At 43.8% G+C, this 24,259-nt stretch carries 20 protein-coding genes; 7 read left to right on the plus strand and 13 right to left on the minus strand.

Annotation, left to right across the window (positions count from 1 at the left end):
• Window positions 1-193: 193 nt before the first annotated feature.
• Complete coding sequence (locus RCO84_RS04665; RefSeq protein WP_317584107.1) at window positions 194-2,290, plus strand: hypothetical protein; 2,097 nt, start codon at window positions 194-196, stop codon at window positions 2,288-2,290.
• Between the two features lie 44 nt (window positions 2,291-2,334).
• On the opposite strand, the gene RCO84_RS04670 is transcribed toward RCO84_RS04665, so the two are convergent.
• From RCO84_RS04670 to RCO84_RS04685, 4 genes are all read right to left on the minus strand, one after another.
• Window positions 2,335-3,273 carry a DMT family transporter gene (locus RCO84_RS04670; protein ID WP_218456733.1) on the minus strand — a complete coding sequence of 313 codons (939 nt, stop codon included), beginning with the start codon at window positions 3,271-3,273 and terminating at the stop codon, window positions 2,335-2,337.
• A 28-nt stretch (window positions 3,274-3,301) separates the two neighbouring features.
• Window positions 3,302-4,888, minus strand: a complete 1,587-nt coding sequence (locus RCO84_RS04675) for an ATP-binding protein (RefSeq protein ID WP_317573714.1) — start codon at window positions 4,886-4,888, stop codon at window positions 3,302-3,304.
• A 152-nt stretch (window positions 4,889-5,040) separates the two neighbouring features.
• A complete protein-coding gene (locus tag RCO84_RS04680) occupies window positions 5,041-5,862 on the minus strand; it encodes a bifunctional hydroxymethylpyrimidine kinase/phosphomethylpyrimidine kinase (RefSeq protein WP_299333353.1) in 822 nt (273 codons plus the stop codon).
• A gap of 45 nt (window positions 5,863-5,907) precedes the next feature.
• Window positions 5,908-6,675 carry a radical SAM protein gene (locus RCO84_RS04685; RefSeq protein ID WP_317584110.1) on the minus strand — a complete coding sequence of 256 codons (768 nt, stop codon included), beginning with the start codon at window positions 6,673-6,675 and terminating at the stop codon, window positions 5,908-5,910.
• A gap of 302 nt (window positions 6,676-6,977) precedes the next feature.
• Between RCO84_RS04685 and RCO84_RS04690 the strand changes: the two genes are divergently transcribed.
• The 3 genes from RCO84_RS04690 to RCO84_RS04700 are packed head-to-tail and all read left to right on the plus strand — an operon-like array spanning window position 6,978 to window position 10,767.
• Complete coding sequence (locus tag RCO84_RS04690; protein ID WP_317584112.1) at window positions 6,978-7,457, plus strand: sigma-70 family RNA polymerase sigma factor; 480 nt, start codon at window positions 6,978-6,980, stop codon at window positions 7,455-7,457.
• 17 nt (window positions 7,458-7,474) lie between these two features.
• Window positions 7,475-8,161, plus strand: a complete 687-nt coding sequence (locus RCO84_RS04695) for a DUF4974 domain-containing protein (RefSeq protein WP_317584114.1) — start codon at window positions 7,475-7,477, stop codon at window positions 8,159-8,161.
• Window positions 8,162-8,178: 17 nt separating this feature from the next.
• Window positions 8,179-10,767 (plus strand): TonB-dependent receptor family protein, encoded by a 2,589-nt coding sequence (locus tag RCO84_RS04700; RefSeq protein WP_317584116.1) that lies wholly within the window; start codon window positions 8,179-8,181, stop codon window positions 10,765-10,767.
• Between the two features lie 104 nt (window positions 10,768-10,871).
• On the opposite strand, the gene RCO84_RS04705 is transcribed toward RCO84_RS04700, so the two are convergent.
• On the minus strand, window positions 10,872-11,159 hold the full coding sequence (locus RCO84_RS04705) for a helix-turn-helix domain-containing protein (protein WP_118416307.1): 288 nt from the start codon (window positions 11,157-11,159) through the stop codon (window positions 10,872-10,874).
• Entirely contained in the window at window positions 11,146-11,634 is a 489-nt protein-coding gene (locus RCO84_RS04710) for a hypothetical protein (protein WP_118189975.1), read from the minus strand. The genes RCO84_RS04705 and RCO84_RS04710 overlap by 14 nt, the downstream gene beginning before the upstream one ends.
• Window positions 11,635-11,874: 240 nt before the next feature.
• On the opposite strand from RCO84_RS04710, the gene RCO84_RS04715 reads away from it, so the two are divergent.
• From RCO84_RS04715 to RCO84_RS04725, 3 genes are all read left to right on the plus strand, one after another.
• Window positions 11,875-12,363, plus strand: coding sequence for an RNA polymerase sigma factor (locus RCO84_RS04715; RefSeq protein WP_233904806.1), 489 nt, complete (start codon window positions 11,875-11,877; stop codon window positions 12,361-12,363).
• Between the two features lie 69 nt (window positions 12,364-12,432).
• A complete protein-coding gene (locus tag RCO84_RS04720) occupies window positions 12,433-13,233 on the plus strand; it encodes a DUF4974 domain-containing protein (RefSeq protein ID WP_317584117.1) in 801 nt (266 codons plus the stop codon).
• Between the two features lies 1 nt (window position 13,234).
• A complete protein-coding gene (locus RCO84_RS04725; protein ID WP_317584119.1) occupies window positions 13,235-15,805 on the plus strand; it encodes an outer membrane beta-barrel family protein in 2,571 nt (856 codons plus the stop codon).
• A gap of 606 nt (window positions 15,806-16,411) precedes the next feature.
• Here the strand turns inward: RCO84_RS04725 and RCO84_RS04730 are convergent.
• The 7 genes from RCO84_RS04730 to RCO84_RS04760 form a co-directional block, all read right to left on the minus strand.
• Complete coding sequence (locus RCO84_RS04730; RefSeq protein ID WP_317584121.1) at window positions 16,412-17,287, minus strand: hypothetical protein; 876 nt, start codon at window positions 17,285-17,287, stop codon at window positions 16,412-16,414.
• Window positions 17,280-18,143: a hypothetical protein gene (locus RCO84_RS04735; protein WP_317584123.1), complete on the minus strand. Its 864-nt coding sequence runs from the start codon at window positions 18,141-18,143 to the stop codon at window positions 17,280-17,282. The genes RCO84_RS04730 and RCO84_RS04735 overlap by 8 nt, the downstream gene beginning before the upstream one ends.
• 103 nt (window positions 18,144-18,246) lie before the next feature.
• Window positions 18,247-19,215 carry an HmuY family protein gene (locus tag RCO84_RS04740; RefSeq protein ID WP_287868164.1) on the minus strand — a complete coding sequence of 323 codons (969 nt, stop codon included), beginning with the start codon at window positions 19,213-19,215 and terminating at the stop codon, window positions 18,247-18,249.
• 54 nt (window positions 19,216-19,269) lie between these two features.
• A complete protein-coding gene (locus RCO84_RS04745; protein WP_317584127.1) occupies window positions 19,270-21,621 on the minus strand; it encodes a TonB-dependent receptor in 2,352 nt (783 codons plus the stop codon).
• 149 nt (window positions 21,622-21,770) lie between these two features.
• A complete protein-coding gene (locus tag RCO84_RS04750; RefSeq protein WP_317584128.1) occupies window positions 21,771-22,424 on the minus strand; it encodes a DUF4903 domain-containing protein in 654 nt (217 codons plus the stop codon).
• 30 nt (window positions 22,425-22,454) lie between these two features.
• Window positions 22,455-23,846: a hypothetical protein gene (locus RCO84_RS04755; RefSeq protein ID WP_317584129.1), complete on the minus strand. Its 1,392-nt coding sequence runs from the start codon at window positions 23,844-23,846 to the stop codon at window positions 22,455-22,457.
• Between the two features lie 185 nt (window positions 23,847-24,031).
• The gene (locus RCO84_RS04760) at window positions 24,032-24,190 is read right to left on the minus strand and encodes a hypothetical protein (RefSeq protein ID WP_186292316.1); all 159 of its coding nucleotides are present in this window, start codon (window positions 24,188-24,190) and stop codon (window positions 24,032-24,034) included.
• Between the last annotated feature and the right edge of the window lie 69 nt (window positions 24,191-24,259).

Raw genomic sequence — 24,259 nt, forward strand, 5'->3', positions numbered from 1 at the left:
CTGTTTAAATGATATACTGTTTAAAGATTCAAATGCAAAAGTACAGAAATTCTATGAAAGATGGAATAAAACTAGATATAATATTCGTTAATTGATAAATGTCAGACTCATGTCAGTCATATTTTTCGCTTCGGTCTTCTCTTTTTGATACCTTTGCAGCAGAAAACAAGTTTTAGAAAAGTATATGATGACAATGAAGAAAAGTAAATTGTTAACAGCTATGGTGATGCTGTGGGCATTGATCTCTTGTGTAGAAATACGTGCCCAGGAGATCCAGAAGGTATCGAATGATTCTATAGCCTTGCAAGAGGTTGTTGTGAAGGCGGCACGAGTAGTCAACAAGGAAGATGGTAAGTTGATATTCCCAAGCGATATTCAGAAGCAGCGTTCTTTTTCTGGTTTTTCGCTTTTAGGAAAGTTGGCTTTGCCTCATATCAGGGTTGATGAGGCTGGCCGTTCCATTTCTGCTACCGATAATAAAGGAGAAGTACAGATTCGTATCAATGGCATTCTCGCCAATATGCATGACGTGCAGATGCTGGATGTAGCTTCTGTTATGAGTGTAGATTATATCGATAGCCCTGGCGTAAGATATGGAAAGAATATTGCATACGTGATAGATATTCATACCCGCAGGGCTTCATCGGGTGGCAGTTTGGGCTTCAACCTGACCAATGCACTAACTACCAAGATCGGTTCGAACGATGTCTATGCATCTGTCAATAGGGGCAAGAGCCAATTGAATATTTTATATGAGCAGACTTATGTGGATAATAAGGCATCCGAATATAATGAGGATGCTCAGTATCTTCTACATGATGGTTCTGAGTATCAGATATCTCGAAAAATCATGAATGTGGCAACTCGAAATTATGATAATACATTGCAGTTGAAGTATAATCTGGCTGATTCTGCATTATATGTATTCCAGACAACGCTTACCACGGATTTCAGCAATCAGCCTTATACATCGAATGAGATGTGGTTTTCTGAATCTGGAAAGCCTGCGTATCCTGTTTACAGAACCAGCAAGGATAGGGATTTTACTCCTGCTCTCGATTTGTATTTCTATCATCAGTTGGGCAAGCATCAGTCTTTGTCGGCAGATGTTTTGGGTACTTATATTCACACCAAAGGAGCCTATTATGAAGGTGAGGGCGAACCCTATCAATATCAGGTAGATGGAAAGACCTATTCGCTCATAGCCGAGGCTATCTATGAAAACCGGTTGAAACCCTTTACTTTTTCTGCAGGAACCAACTTGAACTGGAAATATATGGATAATCAGTATTTGGGTGATGTGGTTAGCGAGAATGGTATCCGTTCATTGGGTATTTATGGTTTTGCACAAATCAAGGGAAGTTTGGGACAATTCAAGGAAGGAACATCCCGTTTAACTTATGTGGCTGGCTTTGGGTTGAGTAATCAGTCTTATCGACAGGGAGATGAGGATTTTAGTTTTTGGCTTTGTCGTCCGAAACTCACATTGGCTTATTCCTTGACATCTTCGTTTCAGATCCGCTTGGGAAGTGAATTATCACAGCATATTTCGCAGATAGCTATGATTTCGGATACCCGTATTCGAAAGAACAGTATGGAATGGACTGTGGGTAATCCTTCGCTTAAGCCTAACAGTAGATATGAAAACTGGGTGGTATTCTCTTTCAGTAAACCAAGGATAAATACTGATTTTACCTTGAATTATCGCATCAATCGTCATTGTGATTTGGCGAAATACACCCGCACGGAAAATGATCAGTTTCTTTATTCCCAGATGAATCAGCCCCATTGTAATATGTTGTATCTTACGAATGATACCCGGTTTGACATTATCCCCGACCACCTTATATTATCTGTGAACGCAGGTATTTACCGTTTTTTCAATAAGGGCGATGAGTACAGTCATTGTTATACCGCTTATAATTATGGTGGAACATTACAGGGGTATTGGGGAAAATGGACTGTGATACTGTATGCTGATAACGGTTGGAATTTTATGGAGGGAGAGAACATCGGGCATAATCCTCCTTCATTGGCAGCCTCAGCCAGTTATCATATAGGTGATTTCGATTTTACGCTCTATATGCATAATCCGTTTATGGCTCATCCGAAATCCTATTCTGCAGAAATCGTCAACGCTTTGCTCCGTAAGCAGGTTCGTGGTTATGACAATTCGGAAGGTAATTTGTTCCGTATCGGTGTTGCCTGGAATATCAATCGGGGAAAGGACTACCGTAAGATACAGCGGAATATCAACAATGAGGAGCGCGAAACGGGTATCTTGAAATAGTTGGCTTTGCTTTCTATATGGGTTGCATGGGCAACAGCCGGAATTTATTTCTTCCCTTTATTGATGATATAAATTCCGGCAGTAGCCAATGCGCCTGCTATCAGATACTTCCAGTAGAAGGTTTCGCCCAGACAGAGGCAGGAGGTGATGGCTCCTACTACGGGGATGAGCGAATTGTATATCGCTACCTTTCCTACGGGATTGCAGCTCAATAATTTGTTGTAGAGAGCGAAACTGATGGTTGAGATGGCAATGAGCAGCAGCAGAATCGTGATGCCCCAGAGGCTGATGACTGGCAGATAGCCACCCATTAACAATGCAGGAATCACCAGCAAGGCTCCACCGATGCTTAGCGAATAACCGGTTCCTACGAAAACATCCACCCTCTTGCTCAATCCTCGGGTCAGCAGGGAAGCACTGGCTCCACACAGGGCATTGAGGATAATCATACCATCGCCCAGGAATGTGAAACTTCCGCTTTCCTTTCCGCCAAGGTTCAAGGCAAGGATGCCCAGGAAGCCGATGATGCAGCCCAATGCCTTTCGCCACGTCATCCTGTCGCTCTTGAAGAAGATGCAGGCAAAGATAACCACCGTGAAGACGCTCATAGAATTGAGTATCGCTGAACGTGCTCCTGCATTATGCGAGAGTCCGAAATAGAAGAAGGCATAATGAAGGGTAGTGTTGAGGAGTGCATAGAGGAGAAGAAACCAGACATTCTCTTGAACAGCTTTCTTCTTGAATCCGAATTCACGGTGTGAGCTTCTGGCGATGGCAAGGATGATGATGCCGGAGATGAAGAAGCGGATGCCGGCAAAAAGCATCTTGCTTCCGGTCATGTCTGCTGTAATCTGATATTCCTCCATTCCCATTTTTATCAATGGGTAAGCCCATCCCCACGAGATAGCAGCCGTAAGGGCGAACAGGCTTACCCATACCGGGCGCTGAAATATACTGAGTGTATTTGTTTCTTTCTTTTCCATTTATATTTATTGTAGGAGTATTGAAGGGTTATTTTACCTCTTCAAATTCCCAGTCTTCTACTGTTCTGGTTTGAGTACTGAAGCTGATACCTATTTTATATATTTTTCTTTCATCTGCGGAGTAAGGAATCATATAACCTTTCTCGTTTATTTGAGCCAAAGCCTCTTGGGCAGGTTTGTTGATCTTTATCTCAAAGACAAAAATTGCTGAAGGAGCAAACATTACAGCATCAGCTCTTCCCCTGCAACTTTTTACTTGTGTATAGGTTGCCACATTCATCATTGAAAGAACGATGTAGAGAATAGTCTCATAATAATATTCGCTCTTTTGCATATTCTCCAATACGCTCTTTCCTCCCTCTGGGTATGGAATAGAAGCAAAGTAAGCCTTCATCTGCTCCATGGCTTGGTCTATGTTACCCGTTAGCAGGTCACGATAGAAGAGTGCTGCAAAACCTAAGGACTGGCTATCGCTCTTGCCGGAATAGATGGGAAGGAGATTCTCCATTAATCCTGCCCTTACCTCTTTGTTTGGAATGCCTAGATAATATCCATTGCTCAGCGGGTCATACTTTTTGATGGTAAGATAGCCGCTTTGGTAGAGCAAAGGCAAGGCATCGCTCATCTTTTCCGTAGGACGGTCGAAGGATGAGGAAAAGGCAAACATATCGTCAAGTGTTGTGACATCTGTATGGAAATGTTGCATCTGATGAATCAGGTAGGTTGATGTACCCGAAGCATACCAGTAGTTGTCGATGAATCCTGCCGCAAAACTTCTCATGAGGCTGTACGGATTGAAGATATCTTCACCTTCCCTGCTGAAGTGGTAACCATCATAGTTTTCTCTTAGCAATTCTCTCATTCTTTCGAATGATACATGATTTTTGCTAGCCAGCAAAGCAATATCTTCTTTCAGAACGGTGTCCAGTTCATCCTTGGTGATGCCGCAGATGGTAGAAAACTCCGGATCCATACTGATGTTGGTAAGATTATTGATGGTGCTGAAGATGCTGAGTTGAGAGAATTTTGTGATTCCCGTGATAAAGGCAAAATGAATATGCGAACTGTTGGCTTTAATAGGCGCATAAAACTCCTGCATGATAGTTCTTACAGCTTCCAGTTTGGTCTCATCATGCAATACATCAAGTAAAGGAGCATCGTATTCGTCAATAATGATAACGACTTTTCTGCCGGTCATCGATTCTGCCTGTTCTATGAGCTGGGTTAATCTGTTGCCGGCACTTTTCCTCATATCTTCTATTCCGAATTGCTTTTCGAACCTGCGTAATTGCATGTCGAATTTTTCAGGAAAGAGAGATAAATCGCAGTTCTTGAAGGTTGACAGATCGAAATGGAGTACAGGATATTCTATCCATTCTTTCTCCAAAGTTTCGATGGCGAGTCCTTTGAAAAGCTCTTCCCTTCCTTCAAAGTAAGAGCGCAGCGTACTGCTTAGCAGGGACTTACCAAAACGGCGTGGACGGCTAAGAAACACATATTTGTATTTCTTTGCCATATTGTAAATGAGGGCGGTTTTATCTACATAGACCATACCTTCCTCTATGATGTCGCTGAAGGTTTGCACCCCAACGGGATAGATACTTTCCTTTGCCATAATCATCGAAGTTTATATTTCCACCGCAAATTTACAATTATTATTTGATATATGCAAATAATCAAGTGCAATTGTTTTCTTTGAAGGCTAGTTTTTATACTAGCCCAAGAGACTCTGCCGAGGTTCAAGGCAAGGATGCCCGGAAATCCGATTTACAAGTCCCCCAGATGCCTTTCTATCGGAATTCCTCGGTTCTTGTCCTTGTCATTCTTGTTGATGTCTATCCAGTTGCGCAGGGTATCCATGGCGATGCGGGTAGCATGGCGGAGATGATCGCCATCCTTCAGTCTGCCCACGATGATGCTGGAGAAGATGTCGCCGGTGCCCGGGAACTGAACAGGGATTTCTTCGTAGGGCAGGAGGAAATACTCTTCTGTAAGATGATTGAAACCTACCACGGCATGCTGACCCTCTACGATGCATGAGGTGATGAGCACGGAGTGGGAACCGATGGCTCTCAGTTTATCTATCAGTTCATAGGCTTCCTTCTCCGAGATTCCCTCTTCCTTGTATTCCGAATCCGTCAGCAGGCAAGCCTCGGTATAGTTGGGAAAACAGAGATGTGATACGCTCAGCATCTCCTTCATGCATCTCACGGTACTCTCACTGGCTCCACCATAGAGCTTGCCGTAATCGCCCATCACGGGATCCACATAGATGTCGGTGCCCAGTGCAGCCTGTTCTCTGCAATAGCGTGCCACCAGCTTAGCCTGACGCTCCGAAGCCATGAAACCCGTAGTGATGGCATCGAAATGAATGCCCAGTTCGTTCCACTTCTGCAAGGCTTCCTCGATATACGAAGTGCATTCCAGAATGGCGTACTTGCCGTATGGGAAGGTGTTGCTGATGAGCATGGTGGGCAGATTGAACACGTCGAGTCCCATATAAGAGAGGATAGGCATCTGAACAGCGGCAGATACCTTTCCGTAGCCACACATGTCGCTGATAATAAGGATATTACTTTTCGCTTTCATTCTTTCTTTTTTCTACTTGCTTTTCTTTCTTATCCTTATTATCTCTTAATAGCTGGCTGTACACTTGATGCCCAGTGCCTCTACACGGTCCTTGATGGCATCGAGTACTTCCTTTGGTGCCTTTTCCAGCAACTTGTCTGGTGTTTCGCGGGCGATGGTATAAACCATTACCTGCTGAGGCTGGATGTTTTTCACTGCCTCCAGCCAAGGAGCTACGAAATGCTCGCTGGTATTGTCCAAACCGTCACCTCTCAGGAACATGGTCTGGATGATGACGTGCCCCTTGAACATCTTCAGATATTTGATTACATCCTGCACGTCGTAGTTAGGCTGCTGAGGGCGGTCCAGCTTCTTGATGTAATCCATATCCACGGTATCCAGTTTCAGGATGTTGTTATCCACGAGCATCAGCGCCTCTCTCACTTCCTCCTTATATATATAGGTGGCGTTGCTGAGTACAGATACCTGTACTTCAGGGAAATATTTCTTGCAGAGTTCCATCGTATCTTCCACGATGCCCTTGAAGTCTGGGTGTCCCGTAGGTTCACCATTTCCGGCGAAGGTGATGTCATCCAGAGGCTGGCTGTTGTCGTGGCGCTCTTTCAGAACCTTCTCCAATCCTTCTCTTACCTCCTCGCGGGTAGGGCGCTTCTTCTTAGGACGGAAGTCGGCGTTGAATCCGCATTCGCAATAAACGCAGTCGAATGAGCAGACCTTGCCATCAGATGGCATGAGGTTGATGCCCAATGAAACTCCCAGACGGCGGGAGTTTACCGGACCGAATATCGGTGATGGATAAATAATCGTTGACATAATCTTATTCTCCTTTATCTAATCTATTCTTTATTTTATCTTGGTAATACCTATTTTATACCAATCTTATTTACTTGTTCGTAATTTGGTGGGCAAAAGTAATAAAAAATGTTGGAATGAACAAATAAATCAACTGAAAATCGATTTATCCTTACCATTTGTCTTCTATCTCCGATAGATTGTGTACTTTTGCATTCCAATCCGGGGAGATTCTTGGTGATTTCGATTCGGATTTAAAGGAAAAAACAAAAAAGTAGATGTTTTGCTTAGTTTTTCGTTTGGCTCAACTGTATAGATAGTATATGAACAGAAAAAAGGACATAGAACAGTTATTCCGTCAGCATTATGCGAAGATGTACAATCTGGCCAGATGCATTCTTTCGGATGATGACGAGAGCAAGGATGTGGTGAGTGAAGTATTCGCCCAGATTCTTGCCGATGATGTGGTTCTGGTGCCTGGGAGTGAGGACGGTTACTTGATGCGGAGCGTACGCAACCGCTGTCTCAACCTGATAGCTCGTAAGAGCGTGAAGGAAAGGGTGGCGAAGCTGCTGCTGGATGATGCCGACGTGATTCTCTCTGAAGAGACCGACGAGCGACTCGACCGGCTGATGCTTCTCATCGAAGACCTGGAACCGCCTATCCGGCAACTCATTTTCCGTCTGCGCTATCTTCAGGAGAAATCTTATCAGGAGGTGGCTGATGAAGTGGGAGTGAGCAAGGTGACGGTATTCAACCATCTCTCGAAGGCGATGGACTGGATTAAGAAACAATTTAAATGAGCAAGACAATGACAAACATGAGTAAAGAAGAAAAGCGGATGATGCTCTTTGACATGCAGGAGCATCCCGAGAAATATACCGACGAGCAGGTGGAACGCCTGTTTGCCGATGAGGAAGTGAAGGAGTTCTTCCATGAACTGGCGATGGCGAGAATGGCTGGCAAGAAAGCCAAACCGAAGAATGTGGATGTGGATGAGGCTTGGAAGGAGTTTGTTCAGGCACATCTCGAGGATAAGATGGCGATAGATGCCGGCAAATCCAAAGGCGCTTATCGCAACCGGATGAAGATTGCTGCATCCATCGTCGGCATCATCTTCCTTTCGGGGGTAGCCTTGGCTGCGATTCACAATGGCTGGTTGGGGTTCCCGGCTTCTGATCAGACAGTGGATAACAAGGCTGCGACAGAACAGCTGGCAACAACCCAGGCGCTGCCGAATGACAGTCTTCGTGCTGCAACAGCAGAGAACAAGGATTCGCTTGATATGAAGCCGGTGGTGTTTGATGATGCTGAATTGGGAACCATCCTGGCTCAGTTATCCGGTTTCTATCATGTCAAGGTGGAGTATGTGGATGCCGGTGCCCAGCACATCCGTCTCTTCTTCAACTGGAACAAGACGAAGACTTTGGAGCAGAACCTGGAGATTTTGAATGCTTTCGACCGCATACAGATAGAGTATATTGACGGAACATTGATGGTGAAATAAGATAGGAGGATATATTTATGAGAGATTTTTGGAAACCAATGCCCGTTAGCGGCAAGCTTATCAGAGAGCTTCTGCTTCTCTTCCTGTTGCTTTGGGTTCAGCAGTCTTATGCCCAGCGCATTACCCGACAATATAATAATGTGTCGTTCTCTGCGGCGTTGAAGGATTTGAACGCCCGCCAGCATAAGTACACCATCAACTTTGTGTATGATGAACTGGAAGATTTCAGGGTAACCAAGAGCATCCGAAACCAGAGTGTTCCCGATGCCATCATGCAGCTGATTGGATTCTATCCCATCAGGATGACGCAGGTGGAGGATAATATCATGGTAGAGTGTACGCAGAAGATTCCCACCAAGATGATAGGCCGCATCATCGACAATAAGAAACGCCCTGTAGATTTCGCCAATGTAGCCCTGCTGAATGTTCGTGATTCTTCATTGATAAATGGTGGCGTGACGAATGAGAATGGCCAGTTCGTGATTCCCTGCGAAGCCAGAAAGGCAATAGTAAGAGTAAGTTGTGTGGGCTATATTACGGCAAGCAATACCTTTAATATAGGTAAGATAGGGACAATAACTCTGAAAGAGGCAACAATGAACCTGCAGAAGGTGGTTGTGAAAGGACATCGTAAAACCTTTGAGATGACGAATGAAGGACTTGTTACTCAGGTGAAAGGAACACCTTTGAGCGAAGCTGGTACTGCCAACGATGTTATGGCGCAAGTGCCGAGTGTTTATGGCAGTGATGGAAAATATCGTGTTTATGGCAAGGGTGAAGCATTGGTATATGTGAATGGAAGGAAGTTGACGGATGAGGGGGAACTGGATAGAATAAGTTCCAAAGACATCGCCTCCGTAACTCTCAACAACAATCCTGGAGCAAAATATGATGCTACGGTAAAGGCTGTCATTGTGATTAGAACGAATAAGAAACAAGGTGATGGACTGAGCGGTGGGTTTACTTCTATGGCTCGGCAGGGACATTTTACATCTTTGTCTGAGGGCGGTAATTTAAACTGGCGTAGAGGAGGACTGGATATATTTGGAAGTCTTTATCATGATTTGACGCAAAGGTATCAGCATCAGATAGATAAAAAGACTGTCATTAAAGATGGAGAAATGTGGCAAATGCATAGCGACATCGGGATATTCCCCAAAAGCAAAGCCCAAATTGCCACAAAGATAGGTTTCAATTATGTCTTCAATGAGAAACATTCCATAGGTGCTACTTATAATGTAAACTTTTTACCCAATAGTACTGCTTCATGGCCTACATATCAACGTGTAATGAAGAATGGGACAGAGTTGGAATCCATATCTTATGATATGAAATGGAATCGCAAGACGCCTCCTGCTCATTATGTGAATGCTTATTATCGGGGAGAATTCGGAAAATGGAATGTCGTTTTTGATAATGACTTGGTTGTTAGCCAGAACAAGGCTGTGCAGAATATTAAGGAGCAGAGTAGTGCTTCTGGTGAAAGCAATGTTAACAGCACAAACAAGGCGGACAATGTAATGGCTGCTTCTAAATTGGCGCTGTCTTATCCTGTTGGGAAAGGAAAGCTAGAAGGTGGTGGTGAGTTTATCTATACAGACCGCAAGGAAACTTACAACAATGTGGAACAGATAATAGCTTCTACAGATGACCATATCAGGGAAAATAAGTTGGCTGGATTCTTGACCTATTATCTTCCATTGGGAAAAATTGATTTAGAAGCAGGTCTGAGGTATGAACATACCGTTTCTGATTATTATGAGAAAGGAATCTGGATTGATGGACAAAGTCGTTGGTATGATAAATTGTTTCCGAATGCAAGTTTATCATTTCCGATAGGCAAAGCCAATTTCTCGTTGGATTATACGATGAAGACTCGTCGTCCGTCTTATCAGGAATTGAGCAGCAATATGCAATATGATGACGTCTTCACTTATGAAAAGGGAAATCCTCTTCTGAAGCCTGAAATTATCCATGACATAACCTTCGCAGGATTATACAAATGGGTATATTTAAATTTCAGTTTTCAACATATCAATGACTTCATAGTGAATACGATAGATTTGCAGCCGGGTGAAGGTAAACCGCTCAACATTCTAACGAATGTCAATCGTTCCCACATGAATACATATACGGCAGTTCTATCATTGTCGCCAAGTATAGGGATTTGGTCTCCTCGCTTGTCTTTGGTATTGATGGGACAGAATTTTGAAATGGTTCATTATGGGCAAATGCTTAAGTTGAACAATCCGTTGTTGATGACCAATTGGTTTAATTCTTTCTCTATTTCAAAAGGTTATATACTGACGGCTGATATGATAGGGCATACTTCTGGTGATAATACGATAGCAACCCTGAAGCCGAGTTTTCAGTTGAATTTGGGAATAACAAAGAAGTTTAAACAATGGACTTTTCAATTTCAGGCAACGGATGTCTTTTGTACAGCTCGTAACTCTATGTTTACCTATGGTACAAGTATGTTGCTCGATAAATGGAACTATAGCGATTCGCAAGCTGTTAAGCTAACTATAAGCTATCGTTTCAACTCTGTTAACAGCAAGTACAAAGGCACAGGAGCCGGCAATGAAGAAAAGAGCCGCTTGTAGTTCTTGTTAGGAAGAAACTCTCTTAATAAACAATGAATATATGACAATCGGTCAAGCGAAGACAAAACCTTATTGTTTTGCTCTTTGCTTGACCGATTAAAATTTTATACACATATTTCTAAATCCTGATGGACGACATTTAATATCGGAGCTTGGAGAGCATCCTCAATAGATACAAGAGTGTCTATTGTAAAATTATGTGTTCCCCGCATCCACTTGCTTATTTCCGCTTCCCGTTTTCCGAGTAGAAGGGCTAGGTCTTTCTGCTTCATCCCTTTAGAAACCAGAATGTCATGTATCCTATCTACGATTTGGAAAGACAAATCTACAGACCGGCGAATCTCAGGATCAACATGTTTGCGGCGTTCTTCTAAAATCTTACTTCTTCTCATTTCTTGTAAAGTTTAAATTTCCAATTATTTCTTTGTCAACTAATACAATTGTTCCATCTTTGATTCTCGATTGAATGAAACGACTTGTATCTATCAAGAGTTTTACATAGGGAGCTAGTGTTGTACTTTGTTGCCAACTTTTAGCATCTTTGACTCCTCCGTTTCCGAAAATCAGAATTTTGTTAGATAATCTGATACAGTAGAGTCGAATCTTGTTACCAATATCTATTGGGATAACTCCAACACCATCTCCATAGTGGCCTTCCGGACGGAAATAACGTTCCAAAGCTCCTCGTTCGGAGATTTTGTCCAACCATGAAATGACGACATCTATTTCTTCATCGTAAGAACATCCTTCTGGAAATTTCTCAAAGAAATTTTCAAATTCAGAGAGTTCTTCTCCTTCAAGATGAATACTATAGAAGTTTATATCTTCATACTCTTCTATAAGCTCTATGTTGTACTTCTGTTCCATAAGCTTAACTTTTAAGTTATTTCGTTGCAAAGATAATACAATCTTCTTTAAGTTGTTTATAAATTAACTTAAAAATGAAGAGAAGATATGTTTTTTAACTATTATTTATTAGTCTTATAATGAAATTAGGATTATCTTTGCATTGTTTTTCCAAAGAAAGTAGAAGATTTCTTCATTTTAGGGGTAATTGATTTCAGGAAAGCTTGTATATAAGAGTAGAAACAAGAAGAAAATGACGTGATGACAGAAGAAAATGAACAGCGGATGGAACGGCTGTTCCACGACCATTACGAGCAGATGTATCGCTTCGCCTTTGCCTTGCTCCATGATAATGAGGAGGCGAGGGATGTTGTGAGTGACGTGTTCTCCAGATTGTGGGATAAACAGCTGGTTCCAGACCGGGCTTACTTGATGCGGAGCGTGAAGAATGCCTGCATCAATCTCATAGCCAGAAAGAAGAGAGATGAAAGACTGAAACGGCTTCTCCCTCTCTCGGAAGAGAAATTGACGGGGGAAGAACCTTCTCGTCTGGAAGAGCGATGGCAGGCTGCCGTGGATTGCATCGACCACGACCTGACCGACCAGACTGCTTCCGTCATCCGATTGTGCTATCGGGAAGGAATGTCGTATAAGGATACGGCGGAGGAGCTGGGCATCAGCGTCTCGGCAGTGAACAAGCATATCGTGAAAGGTTTGCGAACGCTCAGAGAAAAGTTGAAAGGTAAATAGTATAACCATGATTCTATTGTCTGAAGACGTCCTTACAATGGAACCCTAAAATGAAGAAAGGAAAAGAAAATGAAACATGAACTATCTGACATAGATCCTCAGAAGATGGATTCTCAGAAATGGGATATGCTCCTCGATTTCCTGGAGCATCCCGAAAAGTATTCCGAAACCCAAAAGGATGAACTTCTGGGCGATGAAGAAGTGAACGAACTCTATCAGCAGGTGGTAGAGACCCGACAGTCTCTGGATTTCGCCAAGTCGAAGGAAGGGATGAAGATGCCTTCGATTGATGCAGAATGGGAGAAGCTGCAAGATGAGATGAAGCTGAAAGAAGAAAAGCAGCAGAAAGAAGAAAAGCAGCAGAAAGAAGAAAAGCAGCAGAAAGAAGAGATGAGTCAGAATGCAGAAACCCAGCAAACCGCCAAATCGTTTCCTCTCTGGAGCCCGATGAGAAAGGTGGCTGCCGTTGCTGCCGTCCTTGTCGTCTCCGGCATCACCTTTGCTGCCATTCATCTGGTAACCCGTTCCCATCAGCCATCTGATAAGAACAATACCGAACTCGTGGCATCCCGAAAGGATTCTATCCAGCAGGTTTCTGCTCCTCAGAAATCCAACATAGAAGAAAAGACAGATTCTGCAAGTCTTGCCCAGCTCCCATTGGTTTACGAAAACGCTGAGCTTCAGAATATCCTGACTCCTATTGCCGGGCATTTCCATCTCCAGGTAACTTATCAGAACGAGTCGGCTCGCCACATCCGTCTCTTCCTGCAACTGGAGAAGAACATGAGTCTGGATGATATCATCGAACTGATGAATCATTTTGAGAAAGTGAATATTCGTCATGAAGGTCAAACTTTAATCGTGGAATAAGATGAAAAGATTAAGATATATCATACTGCTGGCAGGTTTGATGAGCCTTTCTCTTCAGACCATCTATGCCCAACGCATCACCCGCAGCTTCCGCAACACTTCTATGTCAGAAGCACTCACCATCCTTGCCAAGAGCACCAAGGATTATCGTATCAACTTTATGTATGATGAACTGGAAGATTTCACGGTTACCACGAGTATCGTGAAGCGAACCGCTCCGGATGCCATCCGCCAGATCATGGGCTTCTATCCGATGAAGATGACGATAGATGGCGAAAACATCTTTGTGGAGTGTACGCAGAAAACTCCCACCAAGATGATAGGTCGCATTGTGGATACGCATCATCGCCCTGTAGATTTCGCCAATGTAGCCCTGCTGAATGTTCGTGACTCTTCATTGATTAATGGCGGTGTGACGAATGAGAATGGCCAGTTTGTGATTCCCTGTGGAGCCAGAAAGGTGATAGTAAGAGTAAGTTGCGTGGGCTATATTACGACAAGCAATACATATAATACAGGTAAGATTGGTTCAATTACTCTGAAGGAGGCAACGATGAACCTGCAGAAGGTGATAGTAAAGGCGGTTCGCCCCAAGACAAAACTGACTCGCGAGGGATTCCAGACCCAGGTGCAGGGTACAATACTGAGTGATGCGGGTATGGTTGCCGACTTGTTGAAGCAGGTTCCAAGAGTGCGTGTGGATAAGGATGGAAACTGTTCGGTGTTTGGAAAAGGCACACCGGAGATTTATGTCAATGGCAGAAAGCTGACCGACAAAAATGAATTGCAAACCATATCTTCCAAGGATGTGAAGAACGTGACGGTTATCACGACTCCTGGTGCGCAGTATGATGCCCAGGTTAATTCGGTGATTCGTATTACTACGGTCAAGAAGCAAGGTTATGGATGGAGTGGTAATTTCCAGGCAAAATATGGTTTTGCCATGAAGAATGCCTGGCAAGAGCAGGCTAATCTCAATTACCGTGTGGGTGGACTGGATGTATTCGGTGGATTGATGTGGTCAGATTACTATTCTTATGATAAGTTGGGATTGGATGAATATATCAATGGAAATCAGCATCAGATATATCAAAAATCTGCAGGGCGCATAGATGCTAGAAATTATGGACCTGATGCCAATCTGGGTTTCAATTATGAATTCAACGAAAATCATACCATCGGTCTGAAATATAAGTTTGGTTCTGGCTATACCAAGTATTTTACTGTTAGGCAGAACTATTCCATCTTTCAGGATGGAGTTCACCAGGGAGATGTAAATTATCTCAACGATGAGTCAGATTCCAAGCAGACTCCTTTTCATCAGGCTGACTTTTATTATGATGGTAAGATAGGCAAGTGGAGTATAGACCTGAATGCATCTGCTATGTGGCGGACTAAAGACCAGATACAGAAAGCCACCGAAACCAGTTCTGAGTTGGGCGACCAGATTGTATGTTCAGATAGCCATACCAAAGGAAAGTTGCTTGCCGGTAAAATGGTTGTTTCTTATCCTTTGACCGACCAGTTGAACATAGACTTTGGTTCGGAATACACAAATTCTGATAGTCATACCAACAACCAGAACGAGGGTGGTGTGGCTGCATCCAATGATTCCAGAATCAAGGAACAGAACATAGCCGCTTTTGCTGAGGCTGCATGGTCGTTGGGAGATTATTCCCTGAATGCCGGTGTGAGATATGAGCATGTAAAATCAGACTATTATGCCGAGGGAGTGCTCAACCCGGATATGAGCAGAAAGTATGATAATGTATTTCCTAATGTATCCTTGGGATATGACAAGGGCAAGTGGCATTCTTCGTTGAGTTTCACGGCGAAGACCTATCGACCAAGTTACTTCCGTCTTTCCGGTTATACCCGATATACGAGTCGTCATTCCTATGAAAGCGGTAATCCTAGCTTGCGACCAAAGGATGCCTATCATCTGGAATGGGATGCGCAATATTCCTGGCTGAGTTTCTCTGCTGAATATATTTACAACAAGAATGCTTCGGTATATATGATGAAGCCATTCCAGGGCAATAAGGATATAGCCCTGTCATATTACGAGAATGTAGATAAGATTCAGAACCTGAAGTTCTATCTTGAGGCTACTCCGGTGATAGGCTTATGGCATCTTGACTATACGGTAGGTCTGGTCAATCAGTTCTTTGATACCAGCAAATACGTCAGCGACTATAATGCCAACCGTCCTTCTCTCTATCTGGATTTGGAGAATACCTGGGTATTGCCTCATCATTGGAAGGCTCGATTGGAATACGCTTACCAGTCGCGTAATTATAGCGAATTGGGTGTCAACTATGCATGGAATTCCCTGGATGCGTCTATTTCCAAGTCGTTCCTGAATAACCGACTGGTTGTGAGACTGGAAGCAGAGGATTTGCTTCATGGTCAGAACGAGAGTTGGAAATATAATAATTCGTATGCGCACTTCACCAGAACCGGTATAGATAATACCCGTATGTTCTTGGTCAATGTAACTTATAACTTCAATGCCACCAAGAGCAAGTATAAGGGTACGGGTGCTGGTAATGCAGAAAAGAGCAGATTATAGCTCATTTTTAAAACACGGACAAATTGAATTTGTCCGGACAAATTGTCCGGTTGGTTCTAAGTAGTTGATATTTAGGATATTATAAACCGACGGACAAAAGAGCCGGACAAATTCAATTTGTCCGTGTTGTTTTTTTCTGTGGTTTTGGAGTCAAAATCAGGCTTTTTCAGCTTTTCTCTCTATAGCTTTCTTCTCGCAACTCTGTGCTTTTCTCCCCGTAACTCTATGACTTTTGGATGTTAACTCTATGAGTTAGTTTTGTTAACATAAAGCTCTAAAGCAGCCAAAGGAGAATAAGAGAGGTTGGAACGTAAACAGTTGGGAATGAGTAGATTTGCACAAAGTTGCCAAATCGGCATAAAGCAAGCGAGTGAGGAATATTGAAGTAGTTCAGTTACTAAATCGTGAGCCACAGTTACCTATGCAAAGCAGGTAACAATGCGGAAAGGCAACTTTGTGCATCAACGGATTTTATTGCGCTGATTCTCAATGCTTTGTGTATCAAGGAACGCTTACTGGATTTTGTTAAACCATCTACGTATGGCAACAAAGCCAATCCAAGTAGTTGTAATAAATCCTTGAAGTAGGAAGCCCTTATTTGATTATCTATCTTGTTTCTTTCTTCGCCCTTGCATCCTTGACAATCTTTCCTGCCAAGAAACAAAGTTCTATCACCATTACCACCCAATGCCAAGGATATTCGCCCGGATGTGCAATGAACTTCCCGATGATGCCCGTGCGATTAAATGCCTCTACCGCTATCCAGAACACGATGACCGTTGCCGTACCCATTCTGATGTTTGCTCCCCACGATGGCAAGTGGAGTTGCTTGCGAAATACGTATGGGGCGGAAAGCAAGGCACCGAAGGCTACACCGAAGGTGACTGGACTCTCACGACCAAACAATTGAGGATCGTAGAGGTTCATCAGCAGGAGATAGCAAGTCCAGAGCATTGTGTTGATTTCCATGAAGGTAACAATGCTGGTGTGGCGTGTCATCGGGCGAGCGGCGATGAGTCGCTTGTTCTTCCCCAAGAAGAGCGTCTGCCACCAGTTGAGGAAGTTGCAGGCATTTCGGGAACAGAAGATGTAGAGCAACATCACCATTGCCCACAAGCCAAAGGTGGCAGGGAGCAGAAGATATTCAGGGCGGCTCAACACTTCTCCTGTCACTGGGTCAATCTCAGCATGTGTGCCCCAACGATGGGCATAATACATGAAGAGGAAATCCACCCAACCCGTCCAGTAGAACATGCCACCGATAAGTCCGAGCAAGGTTTGGCGAGTCTGTCCCTTGACGAAAACACCGACCACCACCATCACCAAGCCCACGAATCCCACAGCCATGCCAGCACCCAACAGTTGCGTGCCGTCGTAGTTGTCCTTCAATACTCGTGCCACCAAGTGAACCATGGGCATGCTTCCCAATATCACGCCCATCGACACGATGGATTTCCACCAATATAGTTTCTTGTTACTCATGGCTTTTCTTCTTGTGAGTTGCAAACATGATATAGACGAGCAATGCCACGAATGCCACGAGGATGCAGATCATCTGGGTGATATACTTCTCCGGCTCAATCCAAATCTCCTTGAAAAAGTCAAGGCGACCAAGCACTTCCACAGGTACCCAGAACACAATGACCGTGGCAATTGCCATACGGATATTGGCTCCCCATGTGCTCAAACGCAACTGCTTTCGGAAGATGAAGAAACTACCTATCAGACAAGCTGCGGCAACAACCGAAGTTACAGGATGATGGTCGCCGAGGAAATTCTTGTCGTAGCAGAACATCAACAGGAGATAGCTGGTCCAGAGAATCATGTTCAGTTCCATGAAGGTGACGATACTGGTATGATGTGTCATCGGACGGGCGGCAATCTTATTCTTGCTGGAACGGAAGAGAACACGCTGCCACCAGTTGATGAAGTTACATCCGTTTTTGGTTGAGAAGATGTAGAGCACCATCACCATCATCCACATGCCGAAGGTGGCAGGGAGGATGAGGTATTCAGGGCGAGTCACAACTTCGCCATTCTCCATCTCCGGCTGTGTACCCCAGCGGGTAGCATAGTACTGGAACAGGAATTCTATCCAACCGGTCCAGAAGAGCAGGCCTCCGAAAAGTCCCCAAAGAGTCTGTTTGGTATCTCCCTTTACGAAGACACCGATTACTACCATGATAAGACCTGCCAACCCCATGAAGAAGGCTGAGTAATGCACAGCTTCAGGAGTCATCGTCTTATCCATTATCATCATCAGCGCATGTCCCAACGGCATGGTAAAGAGTACCACGAGGAACGAAGCGATGGATTTCCACCAATTCAATTGTTTCATATTTTTCAATTTTTAATGTTTAATGTTGAGTGTTGAATGTTGAATATACTGAGTATATGAGGGCGTATGCCTAACTCAACATTCAACACTCAACATTCAACATTTATTTTAATTCATCTAAGTAATAACTGATTCTTCCTCCTTCATCACCAATCTGCACATTGGCATCATACCAGGAGATGATCTGGAGCTTGTAATATCTCTCGCCATCCCACGAACGGATTACGTAGGTATGGAAAGAAGGAGTATATACTGGAGGTGGACCAGAGAAGTTCATTGCTTTTTCGAGCACCGGATTGCCGCTTACCAACTGCTTGGCTGGTCCGTTGTTCGGGTCGAACCAAGGGTTCTTGTTCATATCCAGTTTGTTGGCGATGCAATACTTGTTCCAGTCTTCCCGCGACATGGTGACATAGACGCTTGCTGAATCATCCACGGCGAAAGTCATGTTGTGTTCTGCCAGATAAGCATCCACCTGCGCCTTGCTCGTCCACTTGTCATATTCGCCATAGCCCAGGTCGGCAGCTCCACCCTTGCCTATGCCGCTTGTTCCACTGTTGGTTCGCAGCTGGTAACCATTAAAGGCAAGGTCCCATTCCGTGGCAGGATAAGCCATGGTCTTTGGATCATCCTCCTGGTTTTCCATCACTAAGATGCTGTTGGCTTGTCTCTTCACCGTCTTATAGGTTAACTTGCCAGTGGCTTGATTCTTGGTAAAGATGGTATCGCCGTTTGCATCACGCTCTGCATCCTCGAAGATGTTCTTCTGTACGCCCTCGCTCCAATACTTTACGAGTTTGGCTGTACCTTTATAATGGAAATACTCCTCTATTGGTTTTCCATCAATAAAGGCGATGACACTCTGGTTAGGATTCAGCACATTATAGCGATGTCCCGTCTTCAGGTCAAAATAGAGCCAGTCGTTGGTAACACCCGTGCTATAACCTGTTTTTCGGGGCAAGGTATGACCTGTAAAGTCCTCAGCCTCATAAGATACGCAGCTCGAAAGAGACAGCAGACTCAGAACCGTTCCACAAAGCAGAATATTTTTTTTCTTATTTAGTATATTCATAATCATTATCATTAAGAAAAGCTATTGAATTCTTCACTCTTCGTTCTTCACTCTTCACTTCTTTCGGAATGCTTTTACCAATTCATCTACCAACACTTCCACCTGCACATGCGCCTTGGCTCCTGCCGTTGCTGGCACGTTAAACATGGTGATGCCCGAACCCAGGGTCTTTGGCACGTAATTAAAGATGTTATCCACACCCACGGTTACCTTCACCTTATTATAGAAGGTCTGAATCACCGACAGGTTGCACAATACATACTGAGGCAACTGGCAGCGGAAGTAGGCATCGTGGCTTTCACCGTTTACAGAGAGTCGGTCCTGCACATCAAACTTCTTCTCACCCATGTAGCTTGCCGAGAAGGTAGCGCCCAGACGGTAGTTCTTCTTGTTGTACTTATAATCAAGACTTGCCGTAGCAGCATGTGGCGAAGTGGTGTTCACCTGGATGCCATCTGTCTTGCTCACGTTCACGTAGCTGTAGGTGGCATTCATCGTGAAGTGGTTGAGGAAGTGCCAGCGCATGATGGTCTCCAGTCCGATGAGGTTCTGCTTGGCGAGGTTGGTATATTCAAAGTTATACTGCATGTCGTAGATGCGCCATACGCCCTCTATCTTCTTGCGGAAGAAGTTGCCATACACATTGCCCGAGATGAAGAAGTTATCGTTCGAGTACTCTGTGCCCAGACTCACGTAGTTATTCTTCTCAGGCTTCAGGTCCTCGTTACCCTTGATCATGAACATGCCGAGGTGGTCCCAGTTGAAGAACAGCTCCTTGATGCTTGGCGAACGGTAGCCCATCGAATAGTTGGCTCTCCACGCCCAGTGATCCGATGGACTCCACTTGAAGGCAATCTTAGGCATCGCCATCAGTCCGAAGGCACGGCTGAAGTTGGTTCTCACACCTGCCGAAACCATCCAGTGGTCGTTCATCGTCCACTCGTCCTGCAGGAAAGCCTCCGTTTCCTTCAGCGAACGGGTGCGCATGATGTGGGAGGCATCACCGTTGAATCGGTCGCTCGTCAGGTCATCGCTCAGGTGCTCGATACCGAGGATGAGGTCGTGGCCCTCGAACTTCTGCGAGGTGATGGAGAGGCGAGGCTGGAAGATACGGCTCTTATACACCTTGGTACGCTCGTCGATACGCTCGTGGCGCTTGAAGCGGTCGTAGAAGTCGCCATGCAGGGAGGCGGTAATCTTGAACCAATCCTTGAAGGAGTACTTTATCTTGGTTCCAGCCGTCCAGTCACGCGCCTGACTGAAAGTCATATCCTGAATGAGGTCGTAGGTATTCATATAGAACGCACTACCGTAGGCAAGAATCTCCAGGTTCTTGAAAGGGTCGTAGAATACCTTCTGCGATACCGAGATATGCTCTGTGCCCTCGATGCCCATTGGCGGACGGGAAGCCACGCTGGTAATGGTCACGTCGTGGTCGAGCCAAGGGTTCGCCTCTTGGGTATAGACCTTCTTGTCGTTCTCCGCCTGATACATGTAGAAGGCATCGCTCGAAGAATACCACACATCCGTCTGCGAAGTTACCTTGCCTGCATTGAATCCTGCCGATACCCAGCTCTGCAGGTTGGGGCGGTCGGCGTTCTTCTCAAACATATACAGGAAGTCCTTTTTCTCAGGATTCTTGTAGTTGGTCTCGTTCATCTGTCCCCAGCGTACACCAGCCTGAATATCGATAGGTTTGGTGGTCTTCTTGGTGATAAGGTTGATGACGGCACCCGATGCACGGCTTCCGTAGAGGGTACTGCTGGCACCCTTCACGATTTCGATGCGGTCGATGGCATGGAGGTTGAAACGCTCATAGTCGAGGTTACCCGCCATGTCGCCCGTCAATCGCTCGCCATCCTGCAGGAAGAGCACGTGGCGGGCATCCAAGCCCTGCATGGAGATTTCGTTGCCGAAACCCACCTTCTGGATGTTCATACCCGGTGTCTCCTGTTGCAGGGCCTTGGTCAGGTCGGCATAGCCTGCATCTACCAGTTCCTTACCGCCGATCACCTGCGTGCTCACTGGCGACAGCTTGATTGGTCGCGCGGTACGGGAACCTGTAACCACCACCTCGTTCACCTTCATCACGTCTTCTGTCATGAAGAGCTTGAGGGAGCTGACGCTTCCGATGGTTCCCTTCAGAGGGTTATAGCCCACGGATACCACCTGGTAATAACACTTGCCACCCTGAGGCACCGAGATGGTAGCCTCACCGTCCATATTGGTGACGGTACGTTGTGGCGACTTCAATTTATCATTGTCGGCGTAAGTGATGACTGCGCCGATGACTGGTTGCTCGGTGGCTTTGTCGAAGATACCGAACTTCACCTTTCGCTGTGCAGCGACAGGGAGGGCGAGTATCAGCAGTAAGCCGATGAGCATTACATTTCTAATTGTCTTCATTTATATTGCTATTCTATTTTTTCCAAATCCTTACACGATTTCAGCCTCGCTATGGCTTGTTTCTCTTCCCTTCATTTTTTACTTGCAAAAAGAAAGAGAGACATGTCTGGGCATATCCCTCTTTCCTTTTATATATAAGCTACAGTCTTTTATTTGATTCCGTGCTCCTTTTTATACGCTTTCAAGTCTTCCTCGTACTTTGCCTTGTCGGCATCAAATGTTGCGAGACGTGACTTGTCTATTGTTTGGAGGAAACATTCTGAACGTACATTCATCATGTTGTAGTTAACGATGAACTGTATTTCATGAGTCTTGGCATTGTAATAGCCTTGAATAAAGCTACCTTTCACAACAGAGCCATTTGTTCCATCTCCATCAAAGGAGGAACCATCTTGTTCTGTTCCCCAGCAAGAACCATTCTCTCCCTTAAATTTTATCCAACCATCTCCTTTATACTCTTTTTGTTCCCAAGAGTTTAGCACCATACAAGTTACTTCACATTTGTAGTTGATAATCATTCCCATATTACCTACTGTAAAATCTAATAAAGAGATTGTAAATTTCTGAGAATCCTTATCGCTCCATTTAAAATTAAATTTTGTAGGGCATCCCTCAGGTAAAAGAGTCTTGTCAACGCCACTTAATGTAGCTTTTGTACTAAGAACTATTTCACCATTAAGGAAACTTTTTGAACTTTCTACTAATTCTTCATCAGCATCACCTTGAGTTATTTCCTGGTCAGAAGAACACGAAGAATAAAAGAAAGTGATAAAAGCCAATATCAGAAAAAGAATTTTCTTCATGTTAATGAAATTTTAAAAATTAATTAATTATTACCATTTATAGCCTTTGAAACCAGTTGGTGAACTGTTTCTAAGATTACTCGAATACTTTTGTATAAATTCTTTGGTAGAGTTCAAGTTATAAACATTTTCTGAAATACCAAATATTGCAGTTCTACCTGATGAAAAATCTACCAACTTTCCATTTCGATATATCTTCTCAAAATTTGGATAAATAACATCTTCTGCATTATCCAAAAATACGTAAAGTGAAGCAAAAGCATGGATACTACTTAAATCCACTCTTTTCAAGCTTGGCAAATCACAAAGTTGTAATTTTGAAACAATACCATCACCATCTTTATGAAACTTTATCTCTTTAAGATTTTTACAACTATAACATACGAATATGTTTCCTACAGTTGTGAAATTATCGAGTTTTTGGTTCGCAATCAGTGTGTTGGACAAATCCAACGTTTCTAAGTCGTTATTTGAAAGTTGCAAATTTGACATTTTTGTAGATTGGGATAAATCCAAATAATCTATGCCTGTATTTATAAGACTTAACTGAGAAATGTTATTTCTTGGCATCAAGCCTTTAACATCAAAGTTTGTTTTTCCATAACCAATAGAAACAAAGAAGTCTTCATAAAAAGGATTGTTTACAAAGTATTCAACACCTCTAATACTTTGAATTTTATCAATATCTTCATATTGAAGGGGTGCCCAAAGATTTATGTTTGTTCCTTTTTCCAGAATACTCAATGGCTTGCTAATATCAATATGTGTATCATCCACAAAGATGCTTGCAAACAAATTCTTCAAATAAGCAGCAAAGTAAGTATCAGGAATCTCTCTCAAAGTGTTGTACTTCTCCAAAGAGCCCTTATCATTTACCATCTGCATATCAATAGTCTTATTCTCTGCCTCATTCTGGGTATAGAAAGGCATCAAATCCTCTACATTATACTTGCAAGAAGCAGGGAGATAAAGTTTGGTAAACTCATGGAGGATAGTAGCTTTCACATCGTCATTCTCAACCTTGGCTGTTACCAAGCCATCGAAGTCATAGATGTCATTGCCTTGCAAGTCAAGACCTGTAATCTGTGAAGGAAGTGAAGCGATATGGAAAACTGGACCATAGCCATTGTTGCTAAGGTTCAACTCCTTCAAATTAGGAAAAACGGAAAGTTCTTTCAGGGCTGCGGTATCAACCTGTGTGCCTGAAAGGTCGAGTGAAGTGGTGCTGTTTGCTTTGTCATCAAGGAGCAACTTGCCATTCTCGTCGAATGTATATCCTTTACTTGCGAGAAGGGCTTTGAGAGGTGAATTATCAATTGCCCCCCCACTATAAGAAGGTGCATCGTCGTCACTGCTGCAAGAAGCGAAACCGAGGCAGAGTGTCAGGGCAGCGAGACCGATAAAATTCTTAAAAATCTTCATTGTTTTTTGAACTTTTAAAGTGTTTATAATTAAAATTAAATATTATCTTGAATCAGGCTGCAAAGGTACATATTTATTAAATAATGTGCAATACCTAAAAATAATGAAATACGTCATCCTCATTTATGGGGATTTAAAAGGCAAAATTCATGTTTTCATGCTATTCTCCGCATATTCTAGGTATTTTAAACGCCCTTGGAGCCGAGCAGGAGAGAGAAATCACCACCTTTGACGGCATACCCTACGAAGGAAGTATAGTTAATATGGGAGTGAAGAATGCCGATGTATGCACCCACCTCGTAGTTATCGGTCTTTACAGGTTCCGTTGAGATCTTCGAGAGCACATCTATATAATATAGGCAAACGCCCAAGTTCTTGATATTCAATCAAAGTCCAATTTAGAGCAAGTTAGT

The organism is Segatella copri (assembly GCF_949820605.1).
In the GTDB taxonomy this organism is placed as follows: Bacteria; Bacteroidota; Bacteroidia; order Bacteroidales; family Bacteroidaceae; genus Prevotella.